This is a genomic window from Streptomyces sp. NPDC002886 (genome assembly GCF_042888445.1).
GTDB lineage: Bacteria > Actinomycetota > Actinomycetes > Streptomycetales > Streptomycetaceae > Streptomyces.
Window position 1 is genome coordinate 1 of the sequence record NZ_JBIAPV010000006.1, and the last position, 18,253, is coordinate 18,253.

General features: G+C 68.9%; 18 protein-coding genes and 1 pseudogene. 5 read left to right on the forward strand and 14 right to left on the reverse strand.

Features of this window, described 5'->3' with window-relative positions; genetic code table 11:
• Positions 1 to 738: 738 nt before the first annotated feature.
• The 8 genes from ACFYYB_RS25975 to ACFYYB_RS26010 form a co-directional block, all read right to left on the reverse strand.
• A complete protein-coding gene (locus ACFYYB_RS25975; protein ID WP_389437925.1) occupies positions 739 to 1,323 on the reverse strand; it encodes a hypothetical protein in 585 nt (194 codons plus the stop codon).
• A 95-nt stretch (positions 1,324 to 1,418) separates the two neighbouring features.
• The gene (locus ACFYYB_RS25980; RefSeq protein ID WP_389437926.1) at positions 1,419 to 2,423 is read right to left on the reverse strand and encodes a DUF932 domain-containing protein; all 1,005 of its coding nucleotides are present in this window, start codon (positions 2,421 to 2,423) and stop codon (positions 1,419 to 1,421) included.
• Positions 2,424 to 2,526: 103 nt separating this feature from the next.
• Positions 2,527 to 3,156 carry a hypothetical protein gene (locus tag ACFYYB_RS25985; RefSeq protein WP_389437927.1) on the reverse strand — a complete coding sequence of 210 codons (630 nt, stop codon included), beginning with the start codon at positions 3,154 to 3,156 and terminating at the stop codon, positions 2,527 to 2,529.
• A 113-nt stretch (positions 3,157 to 3,269) separates the two neighbouring features.
• On the reverse strand, positions 3,270 to 3,677 hold the full coding sequence (locus ACFYYB_RS25990) for a hypothetical protein (RefSeq protein WP_389437928.1): 408 nt from the start codon (positions 3,675 to 3,677) through the stop codon (positions 3,270 to 3,272).
• A gap of 504 nt (positions 3,678 to 4,181) precedes the next feature.
• On the reverse strand, positions 4,182 to 4,829 hold the full coding sequence (locus ACFYYB_RS25995) for a hypothetical protein (RefSeq protein WP_389437930.1): 648 nt from the start codon (positions 4,827 to 4,829) through the stop codon (positions 4,182 to 4,184).
• 787 nt (positions 4,830 to 5,616) lie between these two features.
• Complete coding sequence (locus ACFYYB_RS26000; protein ID WP_389437932.1) at positions 5,617 to 5,787, reverse strand: hypothetical protein; 171 nt, start codon at positions 5,785 to 5,787, stop codon at positions 5,617 to 5,619.
• A gap of 1,170 nt (positions 5,788 to 6,957) precedes the next feature.
• Entirely contained in the window at positions 6,958 to 7,797 is an 840-nt protein-coding gene (locus ACFYYB_RS26005; protein ID WP_389437933.1) for an ATP/GTP-binding protein, read from the reverse strand.
• Positions 7,791 to 8,315 (reverse strand): hypothetical protein, encoded by a 525-nt coding sequence (locus tag ACFYYB_RS26010; protein WP_389437935.1) that lies wholly within the window; start codon positions 8,313 to 8,315, stop codon positions 7,791 to 7,793. Before ACFYYB_RS26010 ends, ACFYYB_RS26005 begins: the two co-directional genes overlap by 7 nt.
• 1,255 nt (positions 8,316 to 9,570) lie before the next feature.
• Here ACFYYB_RS26010 and ACFYYB_RS26015 point away from each other — a divergent pair.
• From ACFYYB_RS26015 to ACFYYB_RS26025, 3 genes are all read left to right on the forward strand, one after another.
• Positions 9,571 to 9,843 (forward strand): hypothetical protein, encoded by a 273-nt coding sequence (locus ACFYYB_RS26015; RefSeq protein WP_389437936.1) that lies wholly within the window; start codon positions 9,571 to 9,573, stop codon positions 9,841 to 9,843.
• Between the two features lie 201 nt (positions 9,844 to 10,044).
• Positions 10,045 to 10,974 carry a hypothetical protein gene (locus ACFYYB_RS26020; RefSeq protein WP_389437937.1) on the forward strand — a complete coding sequence of 310 codons (930 nt, stop codon included), beginning with the start codon at positions 10,045 to 10,047 and terminating at the stop codon, positions 10,972 to 10,974.
• A gap of 296 nt (positions 10,975 to 11,270) precedes the next feature.
• Positions 11,271 to 11,744, forward strand: a complete 474-nt coding sequence (locus tag ACFYYB_RS26025) for a PH domain-containing protein (protein ID WP_389437939.1) — start codon at positions 11,271 to 11,273, stop codon at positions 11,742 to 11,744.
• Positions 11,745 to 11,802: 58 nt separating this feature from the next.
• On the opposite strand, the pseudogene ACFYYB_RS26030 reads toward ACFYYB_RS26025, so the two are convergent.
• Positions 11,803 to 12,127 (reverse strand): annotated as a pseudogene (locus tag ACFYYB_RS26030) (IS5/IS1182 family transposase); the annotation flags it as partial.
• Positions 12,128 to 12,288: 161 nt separating this feature from the next.
• On the opposite strand from ACFYYB_RS26030, the gene ACFYYB_RS26035 reads away from it, so the two are divergent.
• Positions 12,289 to 13,178, forward strand: a protein-coding gene (locus tag ACFYYB_RS26035; RefSeq protein ID WP_389437941.1) for an IS5 family transposase whose coding sequence is annotated in 2 segments (ribosomal slippage) — positions 12,289 to 12,643 and positions 12,643 to 13,178 — 891 coding nt in all. Because the reading frame shifts where the segments join, the coding sequence is not laid out codon by codon here.
• A gap of 125 nt (positions 13,179 to 13,303) precedes the next feature.
• Complete coding sequence (locus ACFYYB_RS26040; protein WP_389437942.1) at positions 13,304 to 13,528, forward strand: hypothetical protein; 225 nt, start codon at positions 13,304 to 13,306, stop codon at positions 13,526 to 13,528.
• A 262-nt stretch (positions 13,529 to 13,790) separates the two neighbouring features.
• Here ACFYYB_RS26040 and ACFYYB_RS26045 read toward each other — a convergent pair whose 3' ends face one another.
• The 5 genes from ACFYYB_RS26045 to ACFYYB_RS26065 all read right to left on the reverse strand — a co-directional run bounded on the left by ACFYYB_RS26045 (position 13,791) and on the right by ACFYYB_RS26065 (position 18,193).
• Positions 13,791 to 15,590: a hypothetical protein gene (locus ACFYYB_RS26045; RefSeq protein ID WP_389437943.1), complete on the reverse strand. Its 1,800-nt coding sequence runs from the start codon at positions 15,588 to 15,590 to the stop codon at positions 13,791 to 13,793.
• Positions 15,591 to 16,231: 641 nt separating this feature from the next.
• Entirely contained in the window at positions 16,232 to 16,570 is a 339-nt protein-coding gene (locus ACFYYB_RS26050; RefSeq protein WP_389437945.1) for a hypothetical protein, read from the reverse strand.
• A 330-nt stretch (positions 16,571 to 16,900) separates the two neighbouring features.
• Positions 16,901 to 17,437 (reverse strand): hypothetical protein, encoded by a 537-nt coding sequence (locus ACFYYB_RS26055; protein ID WP_389437947.1) that lies wholly within the window; start codon positions 17,435 to 17,437, stop codon positions 16,901 to 16,903.
• Between the two features lie 272 nt (positions 17,438 to 17,709).
• Positions 17,710 to 17,967, reverse strand: coding sequence for a hypothetical protein (locus ACFYYB_RS26060; protein ID WP_389437948.1), 258 nt, complete (start codon positions 17,965 to 17,967; stop codon positions 17,710 to 17,712).
• Positions 17,957 to 18,193 carry a hypothetical protein gene (locus ACFYYB_RS26065; RefSeq protein WP_389437949.1) on the reverse strand — a complete coding sequence of 79 codons (237 nt, stop codon included), beginning with the start codon at positions 18,191 to 18,193 and terminating at the stop codon, positions 17,957 to 17,959. Before ACFYYB_RS26065 ends, ACFYYB_RS26060 begins: the two co-directional genes overlap by 11 nt.
• Positions 18,194 to 18,253 lie beyond the last annotated feature (60 nt).

Consider the following 18,253-nt stretch of genomic DNA (forward strand, 5'->3'; position numbering starts at 1 on the left):
CCCGCGGAGCGGGTACCTGAGCGCTGCGCGCTCAGGACTGAACGGCCTCGCTGCGCTCGGCCGGAGGGCCCTTCGGGCCCTGGGCTCTGCGCTTCGCTCCGAGCCATGGCCGGCCCTTTGGGCCGGAGGTCCTGCGCTTCGCTCCGGACCTGCCCGCTACGCGGGCCCTGAGAGTCCCGCGCTCCGCGCGGGAAGTGACCCCGTTTCACGGGGTCCGGGCCTCCGGCCCGTTGGGCGGGTCCGCTCCGCTCCCCCACCCAAGGTCCTTCCGGCTCCGCCTCCAGGCCAAAAGGCCCCGCTGACGCGAGGCCTGCCAGCAGCAGCGGAGGGGTCAGAGGGGGCAGACCTGGTCCGTCTGCGGGGCCTGGTCTGCCCTCCGGGCGAGTGCCTCGTCCAGATGCACATCAACCATGCGCCCAAGGTGATCAGCCAACTGAGCGTTTCCGCGCAGAGCTTCCTCAACCTGGACCTTACGAGCAGCAGCCGCATCCTTCAGAGCAGTGGCGGCGAGGTCGGCGACCGTAGCGGTCGGGCTGGGTGTGCCACATGCTTCACAGCTCGCTCGGTCGATGTTGGAGATCCCGCAGCAGACACAGGTCCAAGCATTCACAGAACAGTTCCTTTCGGTGGGTGCTTCACTGGTGGTCCGGGCACTCGTGGGGTCTGGCTGGTTCAATCTCTAGCGCGGCTAGGCTCGGGAAATCAGCCGGAATGGCGCCTTCTGAGGCTTCTCAGGTGTCACGCAGCAAGTGCTTCGAGTTCCTGCGTGACGCGCTCAAGCTCGTCTGCTTCGGACTCATATGCCGGGTCGGACGGCCGCTCTCGCAGGTCCCTCAAGTAGGTGATGTGGTCCTCCTGGTCGAGCCTCAGCAGGCGCCGCCTGCGGTCTTCGGGGGAGGTGTAGCGGGCACGGGTAATCGGGGCACCGTGGAGCCATAGAAGCACGGTGTGGATGTACCAACGGCCACCTGAGCAAGCGTAGTACTGGATCTGGTCGTATGGGTCGGATCCGTAGCGGTAGGCCCGCTCCTGGCCCGCGAAGATGTCGAGCGGCCCTTTGGTGCTGAGCTGCACGAGGTCGCCGTCGACTGCCGGGATGTGCAAGGGCTGTCCGTCCGGGGCAATCTCCGTGGTGGAGCCGCGCCTCACGCAGTACAGCACGTCGATACCCGATTCCGGGTCGCTGAGGATCAGCCGCTCGTCGGGGATCCCCAGGTAGGCATCGTGGTCTCGGCCGTGCGGGCATTCCTCCTCCGGCCGGGCACGGTACCGGCCGTGGTGCTCTTTGATGCTTCCGTGGTAGTCGACTACGAACGTGTTCATGGGGCCCTTCCGTTTCCGTTGTCGGTGAGGCCGGTCCCCTGCTCAAGGAGAGCGGGGCTTCCCGTTTCTCAGAGCAGGAGACCGGCGGGGGGACATCAGACAGTCATGAGGCGGAAGGCACGTTCCATGACGTCATCGGCGGTTCCCGTGATCACGCGCTCAGCGCGGGCGGCGTTCTTCAGCTCCGGACTCGCCCCGCGTGCCGGAGCGACGTGGTTGGCGTACTCGGTGATCGCGTTGTAGCCCGCCCAGGCAGTTCCCCGGATGCCGGCCTGCGTGTCCGCCTGCTCGAAGAGCTTGCGGATCGTGCCCCACCTGACGTCCTGGTTCGTCTTCTTCCGGCTGCTGTCGGCGCCGGAGACCGGCCACAACTCGTTGACCACGGAGCGCAGGGCGGGCGTCGACATCTCGACGTCCAGCATCCGCTGTGCCGCCTTCTCGAACTCCTCGGCGTACTTGAACGTCAGCCCCAGTGCCTGGCGGGCCTGAGCGATCCGACCGCGCGCCCCGGAGGTGTGGCGGACGGTGTAGCTGCTCTTCGCGTCCCTCAGCGAGGCCCGCAGGGTGTTCGCGCACACCACTCGGACGGGCGTAACGACGATCCGGAACGCGCTGCTGCCGTCATGGCTGTTGAACGCGGCGATGTACAGGTCGACCTTGTCGTTGGTGCCGATGGTCATGGTCTGCGGAAGCTTCATGGTCATGAAGACCTGGCGGCCGTCCCGGAGGGACCCTGCCGTCTCGAAGTGCGCGCCGGACTCGTCCACGAGGAAGTTCAGGAACTCGGCGTGCTCCTCGTTCTGTACGGGGGTGTAGTCGGTGCCGACCACTCCAAGGGTCTCGGGGCGTCCGGTCTTGGGGTGGGTGCGGACGCTCGCCCGGTGGTTGGGCACGTCCAGCAGCGTCGCGCCTTCCGGCGTCAGCTCGGTTGCGCTCAGACCGATGAGCCGCACGTCCCACTGATCCAGGGCAGCCAAGCGCATCGCGTCCTCGGCGGTCAGGGCTTCCGTGGTGACGGTTCCCAGCTTGTGCCACGCGCTCTTGCGGGCACTCACGAACGCAGCCGTGCCGTCGGTGAACTGCTCGATCTCGTGTGCCATGAACTCTCCTTGAGTGTGTCCGGTGTGCGTTTCGGTCGGGCCGGGGGTGCCACTCCCCCGGCCCTGGGGAGGGCCATCCCGCAAGGGGACGGCCCCGGGTTGGTCAGTGGACTCGGATCCCGCCACGCTGCTGGGCGTAGGTCAGGAAGGTGATCCAGGAGGGCCACCACGGCCCCTCCTGGATCGCTGCCGCCTTGTGTTCCGGGTCCGCGTTCTCGTACTGCATAAGTGCGGCCTCGATCTCCCGGGGCGTCACCAACCACCCGTCGTTGGTGGTGAACTTGTAGTGGGGGATCCCCGAACCGCCGTGGTCGGCTTCGATGACGGCCTTCTGGTCGGTCAGGAACCGGCTTCCAGCGACGGTGAGCGCGTTCTCCGCCTTCTCTCGGTCCGGACCTTCCTCAAACCACTGCGGGTCGTCGGGGCTCTCTTCCAGCCCGTAGGCCTCCGGGTGCGGCCACTGCGGCATGTTCTCGCTGGTGAGCATCCCGAAAGCGCCCATGTACTCACGTGCCGCGCCCATGCCCCAGATGTTCAGGCGGAAGTACGACCGTCGCGCGGTCTGGATGTCGTCGTAAGCCTGGTCCATGTCGTCCCTGAGGCTCGCCACCTCGTCCGGGCTCGTAGCTGCGCGGAGACGGGCTGCAAGGTCGGCCCGCCGGGCTTCGGCGGCCTTCACCGCTGCCCGCTCGGTCTCGTCCGGACCGTCCGCGACGTACATGTCGTAACCCATGCTGGCTCCTCTTCTTGTTCTTCGGTCGGGGCCGGGGGTGCCACTCCCCCGGCCCCGGGGTCGCCCTTGCTCGGGCGCGGCCCGCCGGGATGTCGTGCGGCGGGAACGGGCTGTCAGCGGGTGCGCTGTTCGGGGATATGCAGGCTGTTGGTGAGGACGCGCTTGCCGATGAGCAGTCGCTCGATGAGGTGGAGCGCCTGGCCGTGCGTGAGGCCGTCCGCGTTGATGGCGGCGCTGTCCGGGATCGCGCCGGTGAGGACGACCGGGCCGCAGAGCGTGTGAGGGATCGCGAGCACTCGCTCGGCGGTGTGGTTGACGGGCACGTCCCGCCACAGGGCGTCATCGTCGGCCCAGACGGTCAGCGCGTGATGGACCTGCCTGGGGCGCATGTAGCCCGTTGCGTGGATGCCTTCGCTGCGCAGAAGTTCGTGGGGCTCGGTGGTCGGCGTCCAGTCTGTGAGGACGAACTGGCCGGCGGTCTGCACGATCAGCGCAAAGGGCATCGAGTCCGAGGTGGGCACAGCTCTCCCTGGGGTTGAAATGCGGGGTTCTTCGGTCCCGGTGGGGTCTTGCCACATCCCCTCACCGATAAAAGAATTCTACCGCAGTAGGAGCGCATTCTGTAGAGGGACAGCCACTCCGCCGCAACACGAAAGAGTGATGTATTCGCAGGTCGCAAGGGGTGTACAGCCCCGCGTCGGGCGGGCACGGCGGGGCCGGTGCCGGCGGGCCCCGGAGCGCGAAGCGCGGAGGGCAAGGCCTGGGGTGGCAGGCGCAAAACGCAGGGGTATTCTGCGCGCGCAGCGCGCGACCCCTGCGTTTTGCGCCTGCCACCCCAGGCCGCAGCGCGGGCTGCTGGGGGTTGCCCCGGCGCAGCGAAGCGGAGTCGGGGCAACCCCCAGCAGCCCGCGGCCCGCCGGCGGCGGGCCCGCCAGGCCCGCCCGACGCGGGGCTGAAATGCCTTGAGGGGGCCAACAGCCGGACGGCTGCGGCCCCCTCAAGGGATATTTCGGCAGGGCTTGGCGCTACGGGGCCTCAACAAGCTCTTGAGCAGCCTTCACGGCCCCCCTCCGGACTGCTGCCGGGTAGCCCAGCCGCTGCGCCGCCGCTTCGGCGTCGAGGTCCGACTCCGTACGCATCAACGCAACGATGCGCGCGGCACGTTCCTGCACCAGATGACGCTGTGCCGTAGGCACTGAGATGCCGAGGACCTCGACTAGGCGGGCCGTCGTCACCGCGGGCTCGGCGTCGAGGAGTTCGGCGATGCGGCCGGGGAGCAGGTCACGGGGAACCGTGTCGCCCGAACCCTTCGGCCGGCCACTCGGGGAGCTCATGACACCGCGGCCGGCCGAGTAGCCGAGCAGGACGGCTCGCGGCCAGTGCTCGGCGCCGCCGACGACCACAACGTGCTCGGCGAGGCCTGCATCGGTCTTGTAGCTGTCCACGCTCCGCGGCTTCACCCCGAGGAGTACTGCCGATTCGCGCCGGTCGAGCAGGTCCTGCTCATGGTCGCCCGTCGGGATGGACGGCTGCGGACGCCCGTCCCGGTAGGCCTCCACCTGCTCCAGGTCCCACAAAAGGATCCGCGCTCCCTCGGAGCTGACGGGCGCGGGAAACCCGCCCTCGGCGTATGGCTTAGCCCGGCGGAACGCAGCCCACTTCATCCCCAGCACACCGGCGAGCTCCTCCCGCCCCACAGCCGTACGTCCAGCGCGGATCACAATCCCAGCCTCCTGATGAAAGGGGGGCGCCGACGAACTCCGGCACCGAGATTGAAAAATGTACCGCACTTCGAGCCCACCCAGGGTGTCCCCAGACCCGCGGAACGCTATGCTCGGTCCCGAGACGCATGTGGGTTCTCCCGCGGTGTGTTCTTCGGTCGGCCGGCGCCCTTGCCACCCGCTCACGCGGAAGTGGGCGCCGGCCACATGCATATCAACGTGCCGACGCGATGGCCTTCCGCTGCAGGGCCCGGCTACCGCTGGATCTCAACGACCGCCCGAACCATGCCGGCTCCCGCCCCGAGTCCCAACTGAGCGATCCGCAGGACCACACAGGGCCCCGCATCGCGCAGCGCCAATCCCCACAGGGTCCGTCCACCGAAGCCCGACCCCGCACCTCGTTCAAAGACACGCAGCCCCACCAGTCAAGCCGTGGCCCCGCCCAAGAGCCCGCCCGCGGCAGCAGCCCCGACTGCCCCGACGAATGCCCCCACGCGCCGAGAGCCACGTACAGCCAGCTCGCCGCCCAGGCCTGCGCCCCCGCAGACCCAGCCACCCGCGCCCGAACCAACCACCTACACCCACACAAGAAAGTCCGCGCACTCACCAGCCGGAAAACGGCCCCTCAGCAGGCAAAATGCAAACCCGTCGCCTGTGCACCTTCCCCCCATACCTCCCCGGATACTTCCCCCCATACCTCCCCCGATACTTCCCCCCATCCTTCCCCCCATGTTTCCGGTCAAAGGACGGTGCCGTGCAAGGCGCGGCGGTCTCCGGTGAGGGCGTAGCGGCGGGTGGCGAGGCCCGTGTCGAGGTCCTCGCCGATCGCGTCGCACAGCGGCCCCAGGACGTCGGCGGCGGCGCCGTCCGAGAGGTAAGCCGGGGCGACTTCGAGGAACAGCTCGCCCATCGTGAGTGCGCTGTCCGCCAGGTCGTCGACAACCCGGCGGTTCGGGTGGAGTGGCGCGCACGTCGCGGACGGCCTGGTGGACCACGGAGCGCACCGTGGCCGCGTCGAGGTCCTGGGCGCCGTCGCGGGTGAGCGCGGCGAGGCGGCCCGTGATCAGTTCCGTGATGTCGCCGCGGCGGGCGGCGACGGCGATCAGGGCCCGCTGGGAGAGCCCGTAGTCCAGCGCGGCTGCAGCAACCGGGGTGCTGTCTCGCGTGCGGGACACGGGAGTGCCGACGGCGACCCCGGCCTGAATGGCCCCCAGGCCGCGGGCGACATCGAGGAGCCGGTAGGCCTGCGCGCGGCTGATCCCGAACTCACCCGCGCAGTACGCCTCCCACGAGGGGTGCGAGAGCGCGAGCCAGACGCGGACGGCGTGCGCGTCACGGACCCGGGCCGCGAGCACCGCGACCGTACGCCGGACGTCGTCCATCGCCTCCCGCAGCCCCGCCGTCACCGCGCGGGCCTGCGCGCCGGTCAGCGGTGGCCGCTCCAGTTCGGCGACGTCGTCCTCGGCTTGGTCTTGATCGCCCATGCCCACCATCGTCCCCCGCGCCGGCGGGGCCCGACCAGGGCGTACGGAAGCACTGACCGAACGGCCCGATGGTTCCCGCGTCCAGGGCGGCGAGCAAGCGGCCGGCGGACCACCTGGGGGCTCGGCAGGAACCGCTGCTCCGGAGCGCCAGGTGTGGCGGGAGAATGTGCGGATGAGTGAGCAGCGCCGCCCGTTGGGCTCTGGACCCCGTTTGGCCCTCGCCCTGGACGGGCCGCCACGTCGCGGCCGTCTGGCGACCGAACTCGCCGCCCCCGACTCTGTGGTGCCCCGCGACGGGGAACGGGCGCCCGAGGCTGTCCTGCAGCCCCAGAGGCGGGCGCTCGGCGCGGGCGGCGCCGCCCGCGCCTAAGGAGGGCCGGGATGGTTCCTCTCATCTACCACGTCCGGCGGCCGAAGCGGCCGGGTCCGAGCCGTCGGCACGTCAGCCCACACCGAGTTCATCACGCACGGTCATACCCCGGCAGTAAACTTCACCAGAAGCCTCCCCATCGCAGGTCACGGAGCCGCACCGGCTCCTGACGACTGCCTCGGCTGCTTCCGACTACGCCCCGCGGCCGAACCTCCCCAGGAAGCTCTCACGGGACGTTGAGGATCTGGACCTCATGGACGTTGACCGTGAACGGGCTCTGCCGCACCTCGTTGAACGTCCCCGCGTCTCCGAGGACGTCGGCCCGCCACTGAACGGTCCACGTCGAGGTCGCTGTCCCGCCATGCTTCGACGCGGTCTTGTAGAGGTGGCCGCAGTCGGGCGAGGGGGTCTTGCCCTGTTCGGCGGTGTAGTGAGTGCCGGGGCCGGCGCAGGTGACGGTGGTGCCGTCGCCCATCGCCCAGGCGATGGAGGTCACGGTGGCCGTCGCGGTGACTGTGACGCCGCCCGCGGTGGCCGACGCCGTGTTCGGCCCGAACGTCGTCGGGGACCGGTCCACCCACAGCCATATCGGCATGCCGACGACGTACGTGCCGGCCGCCCTGGGGCTGGCCACTGCCGGGCCCACGAGCTTCATGGCGTCGACCGCCTGTCGCGCCAGGAGTTCGGGGTCGATGCTGGGGGCGATCGGCGCCTGTCCGTCCGCGATCCACACCATGTAGGCGCCATCCCGGCCGGGGCAGTGCACGCCGTACACGGCGCCCTTCTCGCCCGTGTACTGGTGCCCCTGCCAGGCCGCGTTGTCCGGCGGCGGCTGCGGGTGCAGCCGCGTGTACGTGCACTTCGGCCCCGAGTCACCCCCGCCACCGGAACCAGTACCACCGGGGCTGGTGCTGCTCCCGCCGGGCAGGGTGCTGCCTTCCTGCGCGCAGACCTGGACGAACATGTCCGCACCCTCGCAGACGCCGCCGCCCGGGCCGTCCGCGTACGCAACTGGTACGAGGGTGCCGGCCAGGAGTAACGCGGCCGTCGCCGCGCGTCTCAGCACGTCGGACCGCCCTGGGTGTTGATGACCGTCACCATCCACCGCCCCTCCCACCGCTCCGCCGTCACGGTCATGACGTACCGCAGGGGCTGCTGCGTGGGCAGGGGGATGACCTCCTTGCGCTTCGTGCTGTAGCGCTCGTACTTCGACAGGTCGACGCAGTCCGACAGCGTCGCCTTCGGCGTGGTGGGGGTCATGTCGAGGGCGGTGACCTTCGCGTCGTGACCGATCTCGCCGCGCACAACCGTCCCGGCCTCCTGCATCCGGGCGAGGTCGTTGCGGATCTGCCCGAGGGCCTCCGCCGTCGCGTACTTCTCCAGGTCGGTGCCCTTCGCGTCCGCCACGCGGTACGCCTTCGCCTGCTCCGCCGACATCGCGTTGTACGCCGCTAGCACCGCAGTCTTCTCCGCCGCCTGCGGATCGACCGATGCCGTCGGCGGCGACGACGTGGCCACCGCTGGCGGGTCCGTCGCCGCCTTGCCGTCGCTGCCGCCCCCGCATCCGACGAGCAGCAGGGCCAAGCCCACCACCCCGACAGCCGTGCCTACCGTAATCCGAGCGCGCACCGTGCCTCCCCGATCTACCAATGATCACGACACCGTAGCGGCCTACACGACGATCACTAGAGAATCCGGCCAACCACGCTGCTCCGGCAACACCCCGCCAGAGAACCTCCCCACAAACATCCCCATCGCCGGTCACAGGCCCGCAATGGTCCTGACAACCGCCTCGGGCTCCTCTGAATACACCCGGTGCCCGGAACCTCCCCAAGGAACTCCCCAGCGCAGGTCAGGGCAGGACAGGCTCCCTCGCGGTGGAGAGCGTGCCCGAAGCCAGCGGAGAAACGCCGGGCGCGGCCTGGGCGGCGAGTCCACCGAGACGGTGACGAGGAGGGGGAACGAGCGGGCCAGCTCTCACACCGTGGTGACAGCCCGCCCTTGGGCTACGAGCTCCACAGTCCTCGCCGCGACGAGTACCGTGTCGGACCCCTGGGAGCCTGCGGGCGAATCCACAACTGGCAGAAAGAGGGCCGGCCGGTGGCGGCAGTTGGAACAGGGCGATCGCCGAACTGAGCGCCCAGGGAAACGCCGCCCGGGCGGCCGCCCAGCGGGTCGACAACGCTCCGGGCACGGAGCGCGTGACCGCGAAGGCAATCGCGTACGTCCCCGGGACCGACTACCTACGAAGCGCGCGCAAGCTACTGCGTGCGCACCTCGCCGACCGATGTCCGCCCCGACGGCTGACAGTCGCCCACGTCTGGCCGTGGTTCCGCAACGTATAGGGCGCACAGGCCGGAGACCGGCGCGGGGGGGCGTTCCCTGGGACGCCGACCTGGAGCGAATGCGCAACACTCCCTCCACCCCTCCCCTTGCTGCTGTCATCCAGCAGGCCGCGGCATGGCAGGCCAGCCTCCACGGCGAGCGCACCGTGCACCGTCTGTACGAGTCATACATCCCCGAGCAGACCGGGAACACGATCATCGACCTGGTCGGTGTCGGTTCTTGCCCTCCTCGTCGAGCAGCGAGCAGCTCCTGGACTCCGCTGACAGCCCGGAGGCCGTCCGTCGCATCGCCAGAGGCTTCGCCCGACGGCTCGGCCAAGCCGTCAATGCTGGCTCCTGGATCGTCGGGGTACGCAACCGTGCAGACCTCCAGGTCGCCTACAACCTGGTCCACTTCAGCCGTCACCGAGATGGCCTGTGGCTCTTCGGCGAAGCAGCCAGCCTCGCTCAGGTGGAATAGCGCCGTGCATGCCTCCCCCAGGACGGCCCCCGACATGCTCTTCAATCCGGCGGACACCTTCGACGAGGAGGATGAGGTCCGCCGACTCGGATGGATCAAGAAGATCCGCGCGAACCTAGAAGACCTCCTCCACGAGCACGGCAGCTTCGTCGTTGGTGACTACCAGCGCGAGATCCTGGCCGAGGTACTCGGCGAAGCCCGGGAGAAGCGCGTCCGCACAGCCATCAAGGAGCTCTACAAGGAGGGTAAAACCAGCTGCAATGGGGTCGGCGACGTGAGGAAGCTCCGTGTGACTGGAGCACGCTGAGCTGCGTAGGGCGGCTACTTGTCTGCTACGCGTGCAGCGAAAGTTCCAAATGATCAAGTGAGGTGCAGCGTTTGTATCACTCAAGGTGTAACAAACGCTGCACGGGACTGATGCGGGGCTGGCTGGGGAGGGCCCTCTCGTTGTAGTCGGTGCGTGAGAACGTGGTCGCACACCGAACCCAGCTCGCGAAGGGAACCGACGTTGAACGAGAACACCAGCCGGCCGCTGGGCGGCAGCGTCGTCACGACCCCTGAGCTGATCATCAGCCCAGACGTGCCGGACGACATGCGAAGGCTCCTATTGGCCAGTGAGGCGAGGGTGCTTCGGAACCCGAAGGCTCACCGCGGCCGGAGCGCCTGGTGGGGGCTCCTTGCTCCAGCTCGAACCGATTCCGCCATGGCCGCATCCCTCTGGACCGGCCTGTGGCTGACGCCAAAGCCTGCGGCTTTCGAGCCCTACCTGTGGGGGTCACTGATCATCGGCGCGACCGCAGTGGTCGGCTGGGCGGTGGGCTCAGTGGTACACCGCAAGAGCAGGCATGCCCGACATGATCGACTGCACGCCATCCGCGATCAGTACATGCTCTGGGAAGCATTGACTGTGGAGTGCCGCGCTCTCCTGTCCCGGGCCAGCACGGCAGCCAGCGATGTCCTCAAGTCCGCCGTCAGCCAGCAGGGGCTGATCGACCGGCAGCGAAACGAGGTCTCGCTGCCGCTGCAGGAGTGGGAAGTCGCCGAGTCGCTGCGCGAGTACAGCCGCCTCATGAGGAGGTCATCGAAGGACGCACAAGGAGAGAAGGCCGTCGACCTCCTCGAAGCCCGGCGGCGGGCCCTGGACCTGAGCCTGGCCAGCCTCGAAGGCCGGGTCGCCGCCCTGGAGGCATACGCCAGCCAAGTCGCGGAGGCGGATCGCCGGCTCAAGGAACTGAAGCAGATTCAGCAGCTCACAGATGGCAGCGGCGACGTCCTCGACCTCCTTGCCCGGACGGCCCGCGATGGCCTCGCCGTCGCCGAGATCGAAGGCCTGATCGGTGAAGCAGCAGCCGTCGCCGCGAGCTTCGGCGCCGCCCTCGAATCCGCCAAGCAAGCCGCCGTCATCGCTTTGCCGACCGTTGCGCTGAAGACCGCCTGATCGGCAGGGGAATCCTAGGCCCCTCCACGAGAGAGGGCTGATGATCACGACCGATAGCTTGCAGCGGCCGCGCCTATCGATCGGCCGGTGCTCGGTCCGGCGTCGCGCCCGGGGCATGACGCACAGCGAGTCCGTCCAGGCGCTTGCCGACGCCAAGCTCGACGCACACCTGGACCGCTGTTAGTACCTGATCCATATCCTTTGAGATGCTCCTCTGCTGGCGCGCACGTCGGTGGGCTCCGTCGCCGATCCTGCGATCTGAGCTACGCGGTGTACGGCGGCTTAGGGTCGTGCTCATGGAGCCCACGTCACCGAGCCCGATACCCACCCGGATCCTCAACAGGCCAGGGCAGCAGGTAGTCCTGTTCATGGTCGGGGGTCTGTTTGCGCTGTTGGCCGCTGGGATGCTGATCAGCGGGTCGGTCGCCGGAGATCCTTTTGGCTTGGTGCTCTATGCCGTCATTGGCGCGGGCGGTCTCTGGATTGTGTTCCGCAGCTGCGTCATGGGAGTGAGGATCGACCCCACTGGCCTGACCGAACGCGGCCTGGGGCGATCGAAAGTCGTTCCGTGGTGTGTGATCGGCGCGGTCAGCACCGGTGACGGCCCCGGCCTGGCCCCGGCGCAGGATCCAGGACTAGTCTTCAAGAACGGTGAGCGGGTAGGACTCGGCGCCCTCGCCTCGTATTCCAGCCGAGTGGTCGAGGCCGACTTCGCCCTGATCAAATCCGCGCATGCCAGCCACGTCACCGACTGCACGAATTGCGCGTGACTGCGGGGGCGGGGTCGTCGACTCGCCTGCATTCGGCGTCGTCACGTGTGTGCCGGAGCGGCTGACGAGCTGTGCGGCTCGGTGGTAAGCGTGGTTGGCGGTCGCGGTGGTGACCGTGGTCAGTCCCGTGTGTGTTCGCGAGAGGCCGGCTGGCTGGCCCGGTGGGACTGCCGGCGGGTGCTGCGCCTGGTCATGAGGGTGATCGCGGCCCAGGTGATCAACGATTCGGAGTGCTGGACGAGCCGCTCGTAGTCGCGGGCGTGCCTGCGGGCGTGCATGACCCAGGCCAGCGACCTCTCGACCACCCAGCGGCGGGGCAGGACGACGAACCCGACCGCGTTCTTCGGCCGGCTGACGGTCTTCACGGCCAGGTTCAGGGGTTTGGCGCTGTCTCCTCTCCCCAGCGACGCTCGCAAAGCGCCTTTGACTGGCCGTGGTTCTTCCTTACGCTCCGGACGGACCCGCTTAACGGACATCAGTCTGTCCACGCATACGCGAAGGTCGGCAGCTCCTCAGCCCTAGAGCCTGTCTGATAATTGATCTTGTGGCAGGTCGGGGTGAGTTGACGGACGCGGCGTGGGGGCGGATAGAGCCCTTGTTGCCGCAGGTAGATGGGCGTGGCCGTCCGTGGCGTGATCACCGGCAGGTGGTCAACGGTGTGTTGTGGCTGCTGCGTACCGGGGCGCCTTGGCGTGACCTGCCCGAGCGGTACGGGCCGTGGCAGACCGTCTACGAGAGGTTCGCCCGCTGGGAGGCGGACGGCACGTGGGCCCGGTTGCTGGAACATGCGCAGGTCCGCGACGACGCGGTAGGCCGGGTGGAGTGGACCGTCGCCGTCGACTTCACGGTCAACCGGGCCCACCAGCATGCCGCTGGCGCCCGCAAAAAGGGGACGCAGACGGGGACGAACTGGAAGATCCGGGCGGCTCGCAGACTCGCCAGGCCCTCGGCCGGTCCCGAGGCGGGCTGACCACCAAGGTCCACCTCGCGGTCGACGGCCGAGGCCTGCCCCTGTCCATCGTCCTCACGCCCGGCAACGTCAACGACGCGACCGCGTTCGGCCAGGTCCTCGACGGGATCCGCGTTCCGCGAGCCGCCGCGGGCCGTCCGCGCACGACACCGGCCCGAGTCCTGGGCGACAAGGCCTACTCCAGCCGGGCGATCCGGCACCTCCTGCGGCGCCGCGGGATCGCCGTCACGATCCCCGAACGCCGCGACCAGAAGACCAACCGCCAGCGCCGGGGGCGCCTCGGTGGCCGTCCCCCGGCCTTCGACAAGGACGTCTACCGCGACCGCAACGTGGTCGAACGATGCTTCGCACGCCTCAAGCAATTCCGTGCGATCTCGACCAGGTTCGACAAGCTCGCTGACCGCTACCGAGCCGGAATCGTCCTTGCATCACTGATCCTCTGGCTCCGCGAACCAACCAGATGATCTTTGTCAGACAGGCTCTAGCGGGCTTGCGGTGCCCCGACGGGATGGCTGGGCAACATCGGCGGCCGGTGGGTTCGTCGAGGTTGCAAGATATTGCAACGTGGTGAGGACCGGGTTGGGTTGCGGTGCAATGCGAACGCTACGAGCGGGAGTACGCCGACGGGTGCCTCGCCTCCAGCCCCTACCGGCGCGACTCGGTCCAGTCCATGGCCGACGCCGGCGTGCTGACCGTGACACCTGTGCACGGCGGGAGGACGCTGCGCCTGGGCCTGGCCGAGAACGGCAGTACGCATCCGCTGCGCCCGCTCGACCCGGCGACCCGGACGGTGCTCGACGAGCACGGGTGTTGAACCGCGCGTCCCGGCACCGTGTCAGTCCGCGCCACAGTCGCTCGGCGAGCTCGTACCGGGCGCGCCGCCTTGGGCCCGGCGGCCGCGCCGTCTCTCCGCCGGCCCCCAGCACCGGAAGGACCGTCTTCAAATGCTCCGCGCGGCCCAAGCCCGTGGTGTCCGTGCGGCTGGCAGCATGGCCAGCTAGGGGGTGAGCCAAGGGGCGACAAGTGAGGATCCTCCATCACACCCTGAACCGCTGCCACTTCTGCCCTTCCTCCCATCACAGACCCCAGAGGCCGCCCTGATCGGCTTTCAGTTGGCTTGCCACTCCCGAGGTGCGGGTTACATCTGCAAGGCGCCCAGAACCGTGCACAGGGCCTTGGGGTGGGGCGCTGGCAGCTAGCTCGTCGGGGTGCTCCGCATAGACGGCCAGCTCGGGGTGGTCGCGGACTAACTGCTCACGGATCCGGCGGGTCTCCTCCACCTCGGCCGCTCGTCGAGCCCTCAGCACCGCGTCAGTGGCCGTTTCACGCTCATCGTACTCGGTGTAGGCGTCATCCAGCAGCAGCGCCCACTTCGCCGCCGCTTTCGCCCGCTCGGCCTGGGCGCAGTACTCGGCGTCCCGCTCGGCGCGCAGGCCGGCCATGGCCCGCTCGATCTCCTCGGCTTCGGCCCGGTCGTGGCAGGCCCAACACAGGCCGTCCCCGGGCCGGGTTCCTTTCCCCGTCGCGGTGCAGCGTGCGCCCGCGCAGTCCCACCACACCGGGGTCGGCTCCGCCTCGCGGTGTGGGCCGGGCACGAGACCCTGCCGCCGGCCCGCCCTACGCTGCGCCCTGCGTTCCTCGCACTTCGGGCAGACGTCGCGGGGGCCCACGTGGATCCGGGCGCCGTCCTCGCACATCGGGTCCGGGCAGTCCGTCGGCGGGCGCACCAGCCCGACCGCAACACCGACCGCCGAGCCGATGCCCTTGCCGCCCTCGGCGGCGTCCACGGCGTAGCCGTGTTCCCACCACCGGCGCCGAACCCGCTCCGCCAGCTGCTCGGCCGTCCGGCCGCCGTCCAGCGCGGCCAAGATCGCCTTCGTGATCTCCACAGGGCGGAACTTCGGCAGCAACACAGCCAGGGCCTCGGGCCAGGCAGCCTCCACTGCGGCAACCGCCATGGCCTGCTCCTTCGGTAACTGGGCACCCCGGATCCCGGCACTCCTTCCGGACCGTGCTGCCTGGTTCAGCGCCTTGGCGCCATCGGCCGCGGCGAAGCCGCTCTCGCGTCCGCGCGCGCTACTACCCGCACCAGCCCTACGGGCGTCAGTGGCGCTACGCGCCGACGGCGCTGTGGTTCCTGTAGTTGGCTCTTGAACAGCGGCTCTTGAAAGAAGCGCGTCACCCATGACGCCACCCGACGCGTCACCCGTGACGCCCCCCGTAGCATCACCCATGACGCCACCCCCTTCCGAGGACAGCTCCTCCTGGCCTGAGAGCTGGGGCTGATCCTGCTTCTTCGGCTTCCGGCGGGCCCGCTCCCTACGGCGCTGCTCCGTCTCCTTCGCTTCCTGCTCGGCCAGTCGGCCGTCGTATGCGGCCTGCCAGGCTGCCCGGTCGAAGTCAGGGGCGTGCTCGGCCAGCCACGCATCCACGTCGAAGCCAGGAACGGTGTGCCCGTAGCGGGCCACCAGCTGCGGCGGGGTCTTCGGCGGGGCCGGCACGGCATGGATCAACCAGCCGTCGTGAAGGGTGTAGAGGTTCGCGTCGTTCTCATCCGTCTGTCCATCGAGCTTCTGCCGTTTGACGGACACCAGACCGATCTCGCACTCCAACACGTTGGTCGCCCGGTCCACAGTCTGCTTCGAGCAAGACATAGCCTTGGCCAACCTGGACCGGTACGGGTACCCCTGACCTGTCATCCGGGACCCGACCTCCGCGAAACCGATCAGGCGGACATAGAGCGGGACCGCCTGCCCAGCATTCAGGAGCGGGTCCGGATCCGCGGACACGCACACCGCGAACATCCCGAAACGCAGGCCGGAACCGGCAGCGCGGGAGACACCGGGGCGATGCGTGTTCGACGGGCGCCTGCTCACCTGGCAACCTCCGCCTGAATAGCGGCACACATGCGGGCCTGGATGCGGCGCGCACGGCCGGTCTTGGCCCTCGCCTTGGTCTCAACGGCATCTGCGTGTCGGTGCAACACCGCAGCAGCCGATCGCATGGCGGGGATGGCCTGGGCCACCATTGACTCCGGCAAAGCCAAGATGACGGCCAACGCCAGCGAACCGGCCGCGAACGCAGTCCAGATCCCGAACCGAGCAAACCGGCACCCGTACGAGACCAGCCCGCCGACCGGGACAATCTCGCGACAGGCCCACCCCGGCCACACAGACGTCGAGGCGAGTGCCCGCCGGACCGAACAGGCACGGCAGCAGAAGCTGGCATTCATAGTGACGCCTTCCGTGGGAACGGGCATGCTCTGCCCCACGCAACGACGGCGTCCTCACCAGAACGCTCCCCACAGCAATCCCTCCGACATCACAGGTCAGATACAGCCAGAGCAGCGACTCACCACCCTCCCCAGCACAGGGCACAGCCCTACACCCCTCCTATTCACTGGGGGGGGCTCGCGTATGCCGGGTCTGTGGGTAACAAGCTCGGATACGCGGCTTGGATGTGGACGGTCACGCAATTCACCAGGTCCTCGCGGTGGGGACGTCTGGAGGGTCGCGTGTCAGTCCCACCAGAACACGACGAGCAGGCGGCGCTTGGCCGCGTCGAGGTAGAAGGTACGCATGGCGTTGAAGTGCTCCAACAGGTACGCCCTCAGACCGCCGATGATGGGGCCGCCCATCAGGCCGATCAAGGCGTCACGCTCGTCCGCCGGCAGGGCAGCGAGAAGGACGGGCATGTCGATCTCGCCGAGCAGTTCGGAGACGCCCAGGGCGGTCGGAGCGGCCCCGTAGGGGACTTTGGCGTGTGGGTGAGTTCTGAGGAAGTCCAGGTCAAGAGCAGTGTCGGCGTCGATGGCCCGCCTCAGAGCCTCGAGATGGACCTCTTCGAGTCCGGCCACCTCGCCGACGCGTTTCAGCAGCGCCGGTGCCCAGTCCAGGACGTCGTACGCCGGTGGATCCCACGGGTGATCGCGGTCCGATGACGCGGCGCTGGTCGGCTAGAAGCCGTAGGACGCCACAGTGGAGGCCTACGGGGCCAGCGCCCTGGCCGACTAGCAAGTCTGGCGGCTCGCCCTTCCGTGCCCGGCTCGCTAACCACCGCCGCTACGGCTGTCCCCAACAGGACAACGCCAGCAACTTGCAGCGCAAGTCTCCATCGCAGCACGCATCGTGACAGAGCGCACAGTGCCCGTGGGCGGGACGGCGAAAGCCGCGGGCCCGACGATTCCTCAGACGGTCGGGGATCCGGTGTAGTCGTAGCCCCGGTAGCCGTGACCGTCCTTGTGCCAGTCCACGAACAGAACCGCGTCGCCGAGGGCGTCGGGGCCGGCCTGGTGGCTGATCGTCGGGGTCCGGTAGCTCCCGTTGCGGTCCCCGCCCGACGTCGCCGCCTCCATCCGCCCCTTCAGCGAGAAGTCCTTCTCCACCACCACAGGATCGGTACCTTCCCGTGCCTGCTTGATCTGCACCCGGACCTTGGCACCGTCGAAGATCGTCGCGTCGGTGGTGGAGTAAAACCCCGGGCCGTCCCACCGGACGGCCGCGTACGCGAACACCGTCGCGCCCGAACGCACCGCGCACACCTGCACCCTCACCTCCCAGTTGTCCGGCCACGGACCGGAGTAGCCGGCGTCATCGATCGACTTATTGCTGCTGGCGCACTTGTAGCGCGGCGCGGGGGCAGTCTCGGACGCGGTGGCGGGGGCGGCCCCGACAGCGATAACCAGCGCGGCCGCCGCCAGACCTGGGCGCGTGAATAGCTTCATGCCCGCTCAAGCCCCCCGAGCGCCGAGGTGACACGGCCCGGACCTGAAACCACCCCCAAGGAGGTACAGCTCTCCAACGGATATCCGGGCCGGCGGCCGCCGTACCCAGCGAGCACAGAGGCGGCCCCGGCCCGGGTGAGGAGGACCTCGCGACGATGCGCGTCCACCCCGAAGGGCCAGCATGTCCGCCAGGGACGAGGACGGCCTGCGGGTCCTCGTCCAGGAGCAGTAGTGTCCCGGCCCTAATGAGGGCCGGGACACTACTGCTGTGTTCAGGCTTCGACGTACGCCACGATCGTGATAGTCCGTAGCGCGGTGACGAAGTAGATGACCCGGACCCCATCGATCTCGTCCACGTAGTCCCGTAGCAAGGTCTCTGGCACTTCGGTGCCGAGTTCAGGGTTGACGCTGATGGCGACGATCGCACGGTCCAAACGGTGCGTCTCGTTGGCAGTGAGCTTGGCGAGCTGAGTGAGCGCAGGCTCTACCATGATGACGCGCGAACGGCGCGCGCCATGCTCAGGCGACACGGGGCTGCTCGTCGGCCAGACGTGCGAGGTGGGCGTCGCGAGCCGTCTCCCACGGAAGTCCAGTCTCCGGCGAGGGGTAGCCGTGCGTGGCAATGTCCTCCAGGACGGAGGCTAGGGCGTCGGCCTTCGCGCGTTGGTCGGCCGCGTACGCGAGGACAGACGCGGCGGCGTGCTCGTCGAGGGGCTGACGGTCGGGTGTGGGTACGGTGGCCGGCTGCTGGCTCATCCAGACTCCTGGGCTGTCTTCTGGCGTGTGCCCCCACGATATCGCTGCTGTGTGACCGGG

Coding starts and splice junctions, on each gene's coding strand:
- ACFYYB_RS25980 (WP_389437926.1), bottom strand. CDS start 2,423: ATGGCACACGAGATCGAGCAGTTCACCGACGGCACGGCTGCGTTCGTG.
- ACFYYB_RS25975 (WP_389437925.1), bottom strand. CDS start 1,323: ATGAACACGTTCGTAGTCGACTACCACGGAAGCATCAAAGAGCACCAC.
- ACFYYB_RS25985 (WP_389437927.1), bottom strand. CDS start 3,156: ATGGGTTACGACATGTACGTCGCGGACGGTCCGGACGAGACCGAGCGG.
- ACFYYB_RS26015 (WP_389437936.1), top strand. CDS start 9,571: ATGCTCTTCAATCCGGCGGACACCTTCGACGAGGAGGATGAGGTCCGC.
- ACFYYB_RS26065 (WP_389437949.1), bottom strand. CDS start 18,193: ATGAGCCAGCAGCCGGCCACCGTACCCACACCCGACCGTCAGCCCCTC.
- ACFYYB_RS26055 (WP_389437947.1), bottom strand. CDS start 17,437: ATGAAGCTATTCACGCGCCCAGGTCTGGCGGCGGCCGCGCTGGTTATC.
- ACFYYB_RS26025 (WP_389437939.1), top strand. CDS start 11,271: ATGGAGCCCACGTCACCGAGCCCGATACCCACCCGGATCCTCAACAGG.
- ACFYYB_RS26000 (WP_389437932.1), bottom strand. CDS start 5,787: ATGGGCGAGCTGTTCCTCGAAGTCGCCCCGGCTTACCTCTCGGACGGC.